The sequence below is a fragment of the Streptomyces himastatinicus ATCC 53653 genome (assembly GCF_000158915.1).
GTDB lineage: Bacteria > Actinomycetota > Actinomycetes > Streptomycetales > Streptomycetaceae > Streptomyces > Streptomyces himastatinicus.
This window is the reverse complement of sequence record NZ_GG657754.1, coordinates 4,957,826-4,969,789: the sequence shown is the minus strand read 5'-3', so window position 1 is coordinate 4,969,789 and position 11,964 is coordinate 4,957,826. Positions and strand designations below refer to the sequence as shown.

General features: G+C 70.0%; 10 protein-coding genes and 2 tRNA genes. 6 read left to right on the top strand and 6 right to left on the bottom strand.

All coding sequences use genetic code 11. The features are described from left to right. Positions 1 to 19 precede the first annotated feature (19 nt). Complete coding sequence (locus tag SSOG_RS20785) at positions 20 to 856, top strand: DUF8083 family protein (RefSeq protein WP_009716211.1); 837 nt, start codon at positions 20 to 22, stop codon at positions 854 to 856. A gap of 551 nt (positions 857 to 1,407) precedes the next feature. Continuing rightward, a complete protein-coding gene (bldC, locus tag SSOG_RS20780; protein ID WP_003949541.1) occupies positions 1,408 to 1,614 on the top strand; it encodes a developmental transcriptional regulator BldC in 207 nt (68 codons plus the stop codon). A gap of 413 nt (positions 1,615 to 2,027) precedes the next feature. Here bldC and SSOG_RS56130 read toward each other — a convergent pair whose 3' ends face one another. The 3 genes from SSOG_RS56130 to hrpA form a co-directional block, all read right to left on the bottom strand. Further along, positions 2,028 to 2,264, bottom strand: a complete 237-nt coding sequence (locus SSOG_RS56130) for a DUF6274 family protein (RefSeq protein ID WP_078510357.1) — start codon at positions 2,262 to 2,264, stop codon at positions 2,028 to 2,030. 121 nt (positions 2,265 to 2,385) lie between these two features. Continuing rightward, positions 2,386 to 2,460, bottom strand: a tRNA-Asp gene (locus tag SSOG_RS20775). A 136-nt stretch (positions 2,461 to 2,596) separates the two neighbouring features. Beyond that, positions 2,597 to 6,523 carry an ATP-dependent RNA helicase HrpA gene (gene hrpA / locus SSOG_RS20770; protein WP_009716210.1) on the bottom strand — a complete coding sequence of 1,309 codons (3,927 nt, stop codon included), beginning with the start codon at positions 6,521 to 6,523 and terminating at the stop codon, positions 2,597 to 2,599. A gap of 110 nt (positions 6,524 to 6,633) precedes the next feature. Here hrpA and SSOG_RS20765 point away from each other — a divergent pair, with 110 nt between their 5' ends. After that, positions 6,634 to 7,671: a membrane protein gene (locus SSOG_RS20765; RefSeq protein ID WP_009716209.1), complete on the top strand. Its 1,038-nt coding sequence runs from the start codon at positions 6,634 to 6,636 to the stop codon at positions 7,669 to 7,671. 52 nt (positions 7,672 to 7,723) lie between these two features. On the opposite strand, the gene SSOG_RS52445 is transcribed toward SSOG_RS20765, so the two are convergent. Next, positions 7,724 to 7,795 (bottom strand) — tRNA-OTHER (locus SSOG_RS52445). A 40-nt stretch (positions 7,796 to 7,835) separates the two neighbouring features. Continuing rightward, the gene (locus SSOG_RS20760; protein ID WP_050799915.1) at positions 7,836 to 8,213 is read right to left on the bottom strand and encodes a MerR family transcriptional regulator; all 378 of its coding nucleotides are present in this window, start codon (positions 8,211 to 8,213) and stop codon (positions 7,836 to 7,838) included. A 425-nt stretch (positions 8,214 to 8,638) separates the two neighbouring features. Between SSOG_RS20760 and SSOG_RS20755 the strand changes: the two genes are divergently transcribed. Then, positions 8,639 to 9,046 (top strand): ATP-binding protein, encoded by a 408-nt coding sequence (locus SSOG_RS20755; RefSeq protein ID WP_009716207.1) that lies wholly within the window; start codon positions 8,639 to 8,641, stop codon positions 9,044 to 9,046. A 218-nt stretch (positions 9,047 to 9,264) separates the two neighbouring features. Here the strand turns inward: SSOG_RS20755 and SSOG_RS20750 are convergent, their stop codons facing one another. After that, positions 9,265 to 10,251 (bottom strand): LysR family transcriptional regulator, encoded by a 987-nt coding sequence (locus SSOG_RS20750; RefSeq protein ID WP_167542499.1) that lies wholly within the window; start codon positions 10,249 to 10,251, stop codon positions 9,265 to 9,267. Between the two features lie 343 nt (positions 10,252 to 10,594). Here SSOG_RS20750 and SSOG_RS20745 point away from each other — a divergent pair, with 343 nt between their 5' ends. Further along, a complete protein-coding gene (locus SSOG_RS20745; RefSeq protein ID WP_106516432.1) occupies positions 10,595 to 11,686 on the top strand; it encodes an aminotransferase class I/II-fold pyridoxal phosphate-dependent enzyme in 1,092 nt (363 codons plus the stop codon). After that, positions 11,683 to 11,964, top strand: a 282-nt coding sequence (locus SSOG_RS53745) for a polyprenyl synthetase family protein (RefSeq protein ID WP_039938207.1), incomplete at its 3' end; no start/stop codon positions are given. The genes SSOG_RS20745 and SSOG_RS53745, both read left to right, overlap by 4 nt.

Here is an 11,964-nt window from a genome sequence, read left to right as displayed (position 1 = left end):
CGGCCTTGAGGGAGCGCGTGTGACCTTGGCGTCTTCGGTGATTGTCCCGTATGCGGCGTATCTCCGTGTCTACGAGCCATTGGCCGCTTTTCCTGAGCCGGAGCGCACGCACTGGGCGACCTATGCCAAGCGCGACGACCTCCCCGGCGCCCAGGACGAGCTGCGGCGCTCGCTCGCCGACCTGCTGCCGGTGCCGCCGGTGCCGGTTCCGGTGCACGAGAGCGCGGACGCCTTTGTGGCGGTCGTGGACGGCGTCACATGCGTCTGTCCGTGGCGGACGCGGCTGCGCGGCTGGTTGGCCCTGGAAGAGCTGCCCGAGCGCCTTCCCGGCCCCCTCCTGGACGCCGCGCTGCCCCCCGTGGTGCGCCGGCAGGCCGCCTCGGACTACGAGCAGTGGCTGGAGCGCAACCCGGACGCCCGGCCGTGGATCCGCTCGGCGACCTGGCACGTCCCGGTCCGCTGGTTCGTGCTCTTCGCGGACGAGGAGCGCGAGTACACCAAGGGTGACGAGGGCCTCATCCTGCGTTACCGCACCCCGATGGTCCAGGCCAGGAGGCGGGTCGCGCGCGGGCTTAAGGTGCTCAAGGAGGCTCTCGGCGAGGGCCCGCTCATCGACGGCCTGGTGGACGTGGGCCGGTGGCTCGAGGAATTCCATCCTCGGTCGCTGGTCGAGCTGGACTACGGCGGTCTGGTGCACGTGCTGCCCGCCGGGCAGCTGGAGGACGACCGCTCGGCGGCGGATGTGGCGGAAGGGCTTGCGGCACTGAGGGACGGGGACGGGGAACGCGCGGGCAGCGCGTACGAGCGGCTGACCGATCGCTGGAGCGAGGTCCGGGGCCGGCAGAACGCCAGCTGAGGCGGGCCGCGGCCGGTGAAGGTCCGGGGAAGATCCGGGGAGCATCCGGGGAACATCCAGGGAAAGCGGATCCATCGGGCGGCCGGGCGCGTCAGAGCCGGAGCGGGGGGACGTAGGTCCCGATCCGGGCCATTACGTCAATGGTGATCTAAAGCACTGACTTCGGGTCTTGCGGCAATCCCCCATCCTCGTGTCAAAATAGGACAAGGAGTCCGGGAAGTTCTCCTTCCGCCCAAGTATGGGCGGATTCATCGGTATTGCACTCCTTGACGGATCTGATACCCCTGATCCTGTTGTGACTGATCGTCACGGCCGCGTGACTGTCCGCTATGACATGGTCCATCGGCTTCCGTCGAGGTTGGACACCTGAGAGGGCAATTCCATCGGTTTGGCCGACGGGGCTGGACAGATGGTGTAGTTGTAGTGCCGAGGACAAGCCGTTCGTCCTATAACCGACTCGGCCCGCGTCCGCCATTTCGGGCAACGTGGGTCAAGGTGCAGAATTTAGAGGAAAGAACCGTGATGGTTCGGTTCTCCCGAGGAGGCCGCTCATGACCGCTCGCACCCCTGATGCCGAGCCGCTGCTGACCCCGGCTGAGGTTGCCACCATGTTCCGTGTGGACCCGAAGACGGTCACGCGCTGGGCCAAGGCTGGCAAGCTCACGTCCATCCGCACGCTCGGAGGGCACCGGCGCTACCGCGAAGCGGAGGTCCGTGCGCTTCTGGCGGGCATCCCGCAGCAGCGCAGCGAGGCCTGAACAACCGCATAACCGGGCATTTCCGGGCCCCCCAGCCCGGCTTTCGCCTGTATGGCTCCACCACGACGGGTGCCTGCCCCAACAGGCCATCACCGCTCGACATGGGTGCGTCGTCGATCGCGCTGGACTCCGCCGGGTCCAGCGCGATCTTTTTTATGCCCGCGTGACGGGCCGCCCACCGGGTGTTCGGGGCGGATCCGGACGGGGCTGAGGAGCGTCTTGACGGCCCGCGAGGGGTAGGGGACAGGGGGCGGTCAGGTGGTCCGGGAACGGCCCGGACAGAGGGTGCAATTGCACATATTAAATTGACCTGTTGTGAGGCGGGTGTAAGTTACCCCACTCTCGGATCGTAACCGGTGACTCCCGTCACACAGTTCAACGCTTGTCGATTTCCCCGGAACTGCGGTAAGGGCTTACTGAGTTGATGATCCGTCGGAGTCCGCCGGTGGAGCCTCCCCGGCCGATGACCCAGCCGATGACCCGGCCGACGGCCCGGCGGGCGCCTGCTCCGCGGGCGGCGCGGGCTCCATCGCCAGCCGCAGCAACCGATGGCAGACCGGGCAGTGCCGGGTGAAGTGGCGGTAGCCCGAGGCGGCCGCCAGATGGGCCCTCAGGAGCGCCCTGGTCTCATGTTTCGCGGTCGTCGTCATGTGCCCGCACCTCCCGGCCACCCCCACGCCACCTTTTAGTCTGGGTACCGCCGGGTGCGGGCCGCCGTCAAGACGACCGAAGGCCCGGATCCTTGTGCGGATCCGGGCCTTCGCTGTTCTGCGGTCCTGACGGGATTTGAACCCGCGGCCTCCACCTTGACAGGGTGGCGAGCACTCCAAACTGCTCCACAGGACCATCAGTGACGCCCCACAGCCTGTGTTGCGCTGTGTGCTTCGCTGTGGTGCGTCACAGACTCTACAGCAGGTCAGGGGGTGCGGTCGAACTCGCGCCCGCCCGGCCTGTCCGGCGGTGCCGGAGGCCGGGAGAGCAGCTACGGAACCACCGCGTCGATGGCCTTTACGATGCGCTTGTCGGAGACCGGATAGGCCGTGCCCAGGGCGTGCGCGAAGTAGCTGACCCGCAGCTCCTCGATCATCCAGCGGATCTCCAGCGCCTCCGCGGGCACCGGGCGGCCCGCCGGGAACTGCTCCAGCAGCCAGGCGTACTCGTCCCGCATCTCCTTCACCTTCGCCATCCGGGTGCGGTCCCGCTCGGCGTTGGTGGGGAGCTGCTGGAGCCGCCGGTCCACGGCCACCAGATAGCGCATGAGGTCCGGGAGGCGGCGTACGCCGTGCGCGGTCACGAAGCCCGGCTTCATCAGCTCCGAGAGCTGCTCCCGGACGTCCGTGAGGGACGGCAGCAGCACCGGGCTCTTGATGCCCTTCAGCCGGCGCTCGCACGACTGCCAGGCCGCCAGCACCTCCTGGACCTTCCGGACGGTGTCCAGCGTGGCGTCCGCGATGTCGGCCCGTACCGCGTCGAAGAGCTTGCGGAACGATTCCTCGTCCCACACCGGGCCGCCGCGCGCCGCGACGAGCCGGTCGGCGGCCGCGGAGACGCAGTCCTCGAAGAGCGCAGCGATGCTGCCGTGCGGGCTGCTGGAGAGCGCCAGCTTGGCCTGGTTGGTCAGCTTCCCCTGGGCGAACTTCGCCGGGTTGGAGGGCAACTGGAGCAGGATCAGCCGCCGGGTGCCCCGCCACATCGCCTGCCGCTGCTCGGGCTCGGTGTCGAAGAGCCGCAGCGCCACCGACGCGCCCTCGTCCACCAGCGCCGGATACGCCTTGACCGGCTGGCCGCCGCGGCGGGTCTCGAAGGTGCGCGGCAGGGAGCCGACCGTCCACGAGGTCAGCCCGCCGCGCTGCTCGATGCCGGCGGACTCCTTCGAGGACTCGAACGCCTTGGAGATCGCGGCCCGGGTCTTCGGCTTCAGCCGCTGCTTGAGCGCCTCCAGGTCCTTGTCCTCGGCGAGCTTGCGGCGCCGTTCGTCGATCACCCGGAAGGTGATCTTCAGATGGTCGGGGACCTTGGCCGGGTCCCAGTCCTCCGGTTCGATCCGCACCCCCACCATCCGGTGCAGCTCCCGGCCCAGCGCGGCCGTCAGCGGCTCCTGGAGCGGCACGGCGCCGTCCAGGAAGCGCTGGGCGTAGTTCGGCGCCGGGACGTAGTGGCGGCGCACCGGCTTGGGCAGCGACCGGATCAGCTCGGTGACCAGGTCCTCGCGCAGCCCCGGGATCTGCCAGTCGAAGCCGTCCGGGGTGACCTGGTTGAGCACCTGGAGCGGGATGTGGACGGTCACGCCGTCCGCGTCCGCCCCCGGCTCGAACTGGTACGTCACCCTGAACTTGAGCTTCCCCTGGCGCCAGGAGTCCGGATACGCGTCCTTGGAGACGCCCTGCGCCCGCTCGTTGATGAGCATCGACTTCTCGAAGTTGAGAAGCTCCGGCTCGTCCCTGCGCTTGTGCTTCCACCAGGAGTCGAAGTGCGCACCCGACACCACGTGCTCCGGGATGCGCTGGTCGTAGAAGTCGAACAGCGTCTCGTCGTCCACCAGGATGTCGCGGCGCCGGGCGCGGTGCTCCAGCTCCTCCACCTCGCCCAGCAGCTTCCGGTTGTCGTGGAAGAACTGGTGGTGGGTGCGCCAGTCGCCCTCGACCAGGGCGTTGCGGATGAACAGGTCACGGCTGGTCTCCGGGTCGATCCGGCCGTAGTTGACCTTCCGCTGGGCGACGATCGGCACGCCGTACAGCGTGACCCGTTCGTACGCCATCACCGCCGCCTGCTTCTGCTCCCAGTGCGGCTCGCTGTAGGTGCGCTTGACCAGGTGCTGGGCCAGCGGCTCGATCCACTCCGGCTCGACCTTCGCGTTGACCCGCGCCCACAGCCGGGACGTCTCGACCAGCTCCGCCGACATCACCCAGCGCGGCGGCTTCTTGAACAGCGCCGACCCGGGGAAGACGGCGAACTTGGCGCTGCGCGCGCCGAGGTATTCGTTCTTCTCGGTGTCTTTCAGGCCCACGTGAGAGAGCAGCCCGGACAGCAGCGACTGATGGACATGGTCCGGCGCCGCATCCTGCTCGGACAGCTGGATGTCCATGGTCTTGGCGACCGTGCGCAGCTGGCTGTAGATGTCCTGCCACTCGCGTATGCGCAGGTAGTTCAGGTACTCATTGCGGCACATGCGGCGGAACGCGGACGAGGACAGCTCCTTCTGCCGCTCCCGGATGTATTTCCACAGGTTGAGGAAGGCCAGGAAGTCGCTCGACTCGTCCTTGAACCGGGCGTGCTGCTGATCCGCCTGCTGCTGCTTGTCGGAGGGGCGCTCGCGCGGGTCCTGGATGGACAGCGCCGCCGCGATCACCATGACCTCGCGGACGCAGCCGTTGCGGTCCGCCTCCAGCACCATCCGGGCCAGCCGCGGGTCCACCGGCAGCTGGGCCAGCTTCCGGCCCATCTGGGTGAGCCGCTTGCGCGGGTCCTTCTGCTTGCCGTCCAGCGCGTGCAGCTCCTCCAGGAGCTGGACGCCGTCCTTGACGTTGCGCCGGTCCGGCGGATCGATGAACGGGAACTTCTCGATGTCGCCGAGCCCCGCCGCGGTCATCTGGAGGATGACGGAGGCCAGGTTGGTACGGAGGATCTCGGCGTCCGTGAACTCCGGGCGGGTGAGGAAGTCGTCCTCGGAGTACAGCCGGACGCAGATGCCGTCGCTGGTCCGGCCGCAGCGGCCCTTGCGCTGGTTGGCGCTGGCCTGGGAGACCGGCTCGATGGGCAGTCGCTGGACCTTGGTGCGATGGCTGTAGCGGGAGATCCGGGCGGTGCCCGGGTCGATCACGTACCGGATGCCGGGGACGGTCAGCGAGGTCTCCGCGACGTTCGTGGCGAGGACGATCCGGCGGCCGGTGTGTCTCTGGAAGACCCGGTGCTGCTCGGCGTGGGACAGCCGGGCGTACAGCGGCAGCACCTCGGTGGACCGCAGCTGCTTCTTGTTCAGCGCGTCGGCCGTGTCGCGGATCTCCCGCTCGCCGGAGAGGAAGACCAGGATGTCGCCGGGACCCTCGGACTGGAGCTCGTCCACCGCGTCGCAGATCGCGGTGATCTGGTCCCGGTCGCTGTCCTCGCCGCCCTCCTCCAGCAGCGGCCGGTAGCGCACCTCGACCGGGTACGTACGCCCGCTGACCTCGACGATCGGCGCGTCGCCGAAGTGGCGGGAGAAGCGCTCCGGGTCGATGGTCGCGGAGGTGATCACGATCTTGAGGTCGGGGCGGCGGGGGAGGAGCTGGGCCAGATAGCCGAGCAGGAAGTCGATGTTGAGGCTGCGCTCATGGGCCTCGTCGATGATGATCGTGTCGTACTGGCGCAGCTCGCGGTCGGTCTGGATCTCGGCCAGCAGGATGCCGTCCGTCATCAGCTTGATGTGGGTGTCCGGGCTCACCTGGTCGGTGAAGCGGACCTTCCAGCCGACGGACTCGCCGAGCGGCGTCCCGATCTCGTCCGCGATGCGCTCGGCCACGGTGCGCGCCGCGATCCGGCGGGGCTGGGTATGTCCGATCAGTCCCTTGACGCCGCGGCCCAGCTCCATACAGATCTTGGGGATCTGCGTGGTCTTCCCGGAGCCGGTCTCGCCCGCGACGATCACCACTTGATGATCGCGGACGGCCGCGAGGATGTCGTCCTTCTTCTGGCTGACCGGCAGCTCTTCCGGATAGGTGACGTCGGGGACGGCGGCGCGGCGGTTCGCGACCCGCGCTTCCGCCCGTTCGACGTCCTCGGCGATCTCGCCGAGCACGGCCGTACGGGCCTCGGGCTTGCGGATCCGGCGGGCGCCGTCGAGCCGGCGCCCCAGCCGCTGCTGGTCGCGCAGCATCAGCTCGGGGAGCCGCTCCAGGAGGGCGGACAGGGCGGGGGCAGGAGTCGTGGACATACGGATCCCAGGATCTCACCTCGGCAAAACGACTGGCGAACCATTTCCGCCGGGTGTTGTCCGGGCCACGTCGCGCGATATGCCGGGAGTGTCCCCTCTAGCGTGAGCGCATGGCGGACGACGACTCCCCGGGGGCCCGGTCCCCATGGGCCCGGTTCAAGCACAGCCCGTTCCTCCCGGCCACGGTCATCGCGCTGATCATCTCGACGGGCGCGGGGCTCTTCGCGGGCTCGTACACCTACGCCTTCGCCAACCCCACCCCGCGCCGGATCCCCGTCGCCGTCGTGATCACCCAGCAGGGCGCCGCCCCGCCGCAGCGCTTCGTCGCCGGGATGGAGAAGGCCCTGGACGCCTCGCTGCGGCTGCACCGCGAGCCCTCGTACGCCCGTGCCGCCTGGGCCGTCGAGGAGCAGCAGGTCTTCGGGGTCCTGCGGATGCGCGGCCGCGGCGTTGAACTGGATCTGTCCTCAGCCGCGGGCGCCGGCGTCGCCCAGGTGCTCGCCTCGGCCGGTACGAAGGTGGGCCGGGCGGTGGGCGTGCCCGTCGCCGTACGGGACCTGAAGCCGCTCCAGCCGGGCGATCCGCGGGGTCTGGCGGTCTTCTACATCTCGCTGGCCGCCGTGATCATGGGCTTCCTCGGTGCCGTCCAGCTGAGCGTCAACGCGGGTGAGCTGAACCCGGCCGAGCGGATCGCCTTCACCGTCGCGTACGCCCTGCTCGGCGGCTTCGTCATCGCCGCGATCGTCGACTGGGGGCTCGGCACCCTGGACCTCCCCTTCGCCGGGTCCTGGGCGATCCTCGCCCTGACCATGTTCACCGCGGGGATGGTCTTCTCCATGTTCAACGTCCTGTTCGGACGCTGGGCGCTCATCCCCACCTGGGGGCTGATGGTCCTCCTCGGCAACCCGTCGTCCGGCGGCGCGGTCTCCTGGCCGCTGCTCCCGTCCCTGCTCGGCGCCATCGGCCGCTGGCTGCCGCCGGGCGCCTCGGTCAACGCCCAGCACACCGCCGTCTACTTCGGCGGGCACCAGCACGGCTTCCCGTTCCTGGTGCTGGGCGGGTGGGCCCTCGTCTCCGCCGTCGTCTTCTGGACCTGGCGCCACCGCCACCCGGGCGGCCGCCCGGGCAGGGCGACCCCGTCCTCGTAAGCCCAGCAGACGCAAAAGATCCCCCTCCTGGCATCAGGAGGGGGATCTTTCATGGAGCGCCGAGCAGGCCTTGCACCTACATCCCTCGTTTGGAGACGAGTATCTTGCCTTAGACGACCGACGCATCAACTTCCGCCCCTCGGGGCGGCGTTGCAAGATCTACTTTACCCCATCCGGGGGCCCGCCGCGCAATCCCCGTCACGCCGGGGCGCGGGGGCATCCCGCCGCAGTTCGTCGTTGGCGCGCTGGGCCTCTTCGAGCTGGTCTTCCAGGACGAGGATGCGGCACGCGGCGTCGATCGGGGTGCCCTGGTCGACGAGCTGGCGGGCGCGGGCGGCGATGCGCAGCTGATGGCGCGAGTAGCGGCGGTGGCCGCCCTCCGAGCGCAGCGGCGCGATCAGGCCGGCTTCGCCGAGGGTCCGCAGGAAGGCCGGTGTGGTGCCGAGGAGGTCGGCGGCACGGCCCATGGTGTACGCGGGGTAGTCGTCATCGTCGAGCCGGCTGTGCTGCTTGTCCTCGGCCACTGACACCTCATCCGTCATCTCGTCGGTCGCGCGTCGAGGGGCCCTGGCGCCGAATCGGCTCCAGGGCCCCGAGGGGTTCAACACCATTGTCCGCGTACCCGTCTGAGACGACAGGTGTGCGGGGATCGCGGATATCTGACCGGGGACCACCTTCCCTTCCGGGGCGTGCGGTACCCGAGCGGACTCAACTCTTCGCCCGGGCGATCCTGATGCTGTCCGCCTCCTTGTCATAGGTGTCCTCCGCGCCTCACCGGGCGCCGTGACTACGACTGGGAATCTAACTCCGGCGCGCGGCCCATGTCTACAGTCGCCACGGCAGATTTTCCTGACCGTCCAAGATCGAGGATCTGGTGTTCCCGGGGCAGGCAAGCGTGCGAAGCGGCAGACCGGGCACAAGAGCCTCTGCAAAGGGGCATATCCGATCCGACCTGGGGTGTACGCGTATGAACGGCACGAAGATCGCCAACACTCGGCCCACGGCTTCGACCGTGGTGCGGGGTGACAGCCCTGGCGGCATTCACCGTGCCCGCGCCGTCACCAAGGCGTTCACCAAGGGGCTCACTCCGCCCCCGGAGTCCGACGCGACCGACGCCATCCTCCTGGTGGTGTCCGAGCTGGTCACCAACGCGCTGCGCCACGGCGGCGGCCGGTACACGCTCGAACTCTCCGCCGGTCCCGACACGGTGACCGTCGCCGTCAGCGACCCGAACCCGGCGGCGCCCCGGGCCCGTCCGCCCGATCTGAATACCGGCACCGGCGGCTTCGGCTGGCACATGGTCCGCCGTCTGGCCCGGGAGGTGACCATCAGCCGCGGCCGCGGCAAGACGATCTACGCGATCCTGTCCCGCTGACCACACACACCGTCCGGCGCGCGGACACGGAGCGCAGACGCAAAAAATCCCTCCCCTGGCATCAGGGAGAGGGATCTTTCATGGAGCGCCGAGCAGGCCTTGCACCTACATCTCTCGTTTGGAGACGAGCATCTTTCCTTAGACGACCGACGCATCAACTCCCGCCCCTCGGGGCGGCGTTGCAAGATCTACTCTACCCCATCCCGGCGCCCCCGCCGTCACCCCGCGGCCTCCGCCGCCCGCGCCAGCCGTAACGGGGCGGGGTCCCCGTTCGCCGCGCGATGGTCATCCACCGCCTCCCGCAGCGCCGTGAGCAGCGCCTCCACCGCGGGGGCCCGGGTCGTACCCGCCCTGAGCAGGGCGTGCACACGGCGCGGCGGCCAGCCGCGGAGCGGCCGGGCCACCACCCGCGGATCGGGCCGCGGCGGCAGGGCCAGGCCCTCCGCGACGGCCGCGCCCACGCCATGGGCGACCAGGTCGTGGGCGGTGGCGGGGTCGTTGGTGATGGCGGCGGTCCGTGGTTCGAAGCCCGCCCGGGCGCAGGCGGCGGTGAACTCGTCGCGGTCCTCGTCCAGCACCCAGGACTCGTCGGCCAGCGCGCTGAGGGGGATCGTCCGCAGATCGGCCAGCGGGTGGTCGACCGGGAGCAGTACGCAGCGCGGATCGCTGATCAGCGGGAGGTCCACCACCTCGGCCTCGGCGGCCCCGGGGTCGGGGTCGGCGTCCGTGCCGGGGTCGTCCGGGCGGGCTCCGTCGCGGACGCTCACCAGGGCCACGTCGGTCGTCCCGTCCCGCAGCGCGCGGTAGGCGTCCGGGGAGGTGGCCCGCTCCAGGACGACCTGTACATCGGGCCGGGCGGACCGCAGCCGGGCCACCGCGCCGGGCAGCAGCGAGGCGCAGGCGCTGTGGATCGCCGACACCCGCACCATGCCGCGTGCGTGGGCGGCGTACGTACGGAACTCGTCCTCGACGGCCCCCAGCGCGGACAGCACCACCTCGGCGTGCTGGGCCAGCCGGTGGCCCGCCGGGGTGAGCCGCACCCCGCGGCCCGACCGGACCGCGAGCTGGACGCCGATGGTGCGTTCCAGCGAGCGCATGCGGTAACTGACGGCGGGCTGGGTGTAACCCAGTAATTCGGCGGCGGCGGTGTAGGAACCCGCGCGCGCCACGCCTGCTATGACCGCTAACTGATGGATGTCGAGCACATGAACACTGTAAAAGGTGTTTATGCATGCCGGGAAGATCCTTATTGGACGTATGGTCCCGGCGCCCTCCACACTCAAGGAGGCGGCCCGGTGACGGCCGCTGGTCTACCGGTTCGATAGCCGCGACTGCCGAACGGTCCGCGCACGACGGCGCGTTGTGGCGTTCACCTCCCGTTCCGACCAGGAGTGCGCGGGCTCGCCCCGCGATTCGGGTGCGCCGGGCCCGCCGAGCTTATTTTCGTATTCGCCGCCGCCTCCACCACCGACCACCCCCATCATTCGGTGCGCTGCCGATCCAAACCTTGCGGGATTTCCCTAGAATTTCCGCGGATTGGAATGGAACATGTCTGACAAAGACGGCTGGAACAGAATGCAACCGGTGCTCGCCCAGGGTGCCGTACAGCATCAGATGTCGCTGAACGAGACCTCCCATCCACCCCTTCCCTCCGTCTTGCGGGCCGTCTCGGAAACCGCCGCCGAAGCCCATCGCACCCTGGACGCGCTGGGGTTCGGGCTGTCCGGGACCATCGGCGAGCATCTGGGGGTGCCGCCCGGGGACGTCGCCGTCGGCCCAGGCTCCGGCGCGCTGCTCCAGCTGCTGTTCTCCGGCTTCACCGGACCGGACACCCACACCGTGCACGCCTGGCCGTCCTGGGAGGCGTACCCGATGATGGCGGCCAACGCCGCCTCCACCACCGTGCGGGTGCCGCTGCGCGAGGAGACCCACGACCTGGAGGCGATGGCGGCCGCCGTCACCGAGCAGACGCGCCTGGTCATCGTCTGCAACCCCAACAACCCCACCGGTACCGCCGTCGGCGAGGCGGCGCTGCGGCGCTTCCTCGATCTGCTGCCCTCCCACGTCACCGTGGTGCTCGACGAGGCGTACATCGACTTCGCCGATACGGACGCCGCCGCCGTCGCCCACGGCCTCGACCTGTACCGGGAGGACGAGCGGGTGTGCGTGGTGCGCACCTTCTCCAAGTCGTACGGCCTGCTCAGCCTGCGCGTCGGCTACCTCGTCGGGCACGAGCGCACCCTCGCGCCGCTGCGCGGCGCCCTCACCTTCTACCGGGTCAGCGCGGCCGCCCAGGCCGCTGCGGTCGCTGCGCTCGCCGAGTCCGCCGCGATCCGCCGCCAGTGCGAGGAGACTGCCCGCGAGCGGGAGCGGCTGTACGGCGTCCTCACCGAACAGGGCTGGCAGGTGACGCCCAGCCAGGCCAACTTCCTGTGGCTGCCGATGACGTCCGGCGTCGAGCGCTTCACCCAGTTCTGCGCGGACCATGGCGTGCTGGTGTGCGGCAAGCCCGGCGAGGGCGTACGGGTGACCATCGCCGAGGCCGCCGCGAACGACGCGTTCGCGCTGCTGGCCGCCAAGCTGCGCGACGCGGACGGGCACACCGGAGGGGCGGCCCCGGCCGGCGAGGAGGCGCCGTGAGCGCCGCCCCGCACACCACGGTGACCGCCCCCGCGGATCCGCTCTCCGCCGCCCATCCCACCCTCGCCCGCCTGCTGCGCGACCTCGAATCCCGCTGGCCGTCCGACGGTGAGCGCGTCCACCGGATATCCCGCTACGCCCTGCTGCCCGCGGGCAAACTGCTGCGCCCGCTGCTGCTCGTGGAGTCCGCCCGGGCCGTCGGCGGCGGCTACGAGGAGAGCCTGCCCGCCGCGCTCGGCGTGGAGTACCTCCACGCCGGGTCGCTCGTCCACGACGAC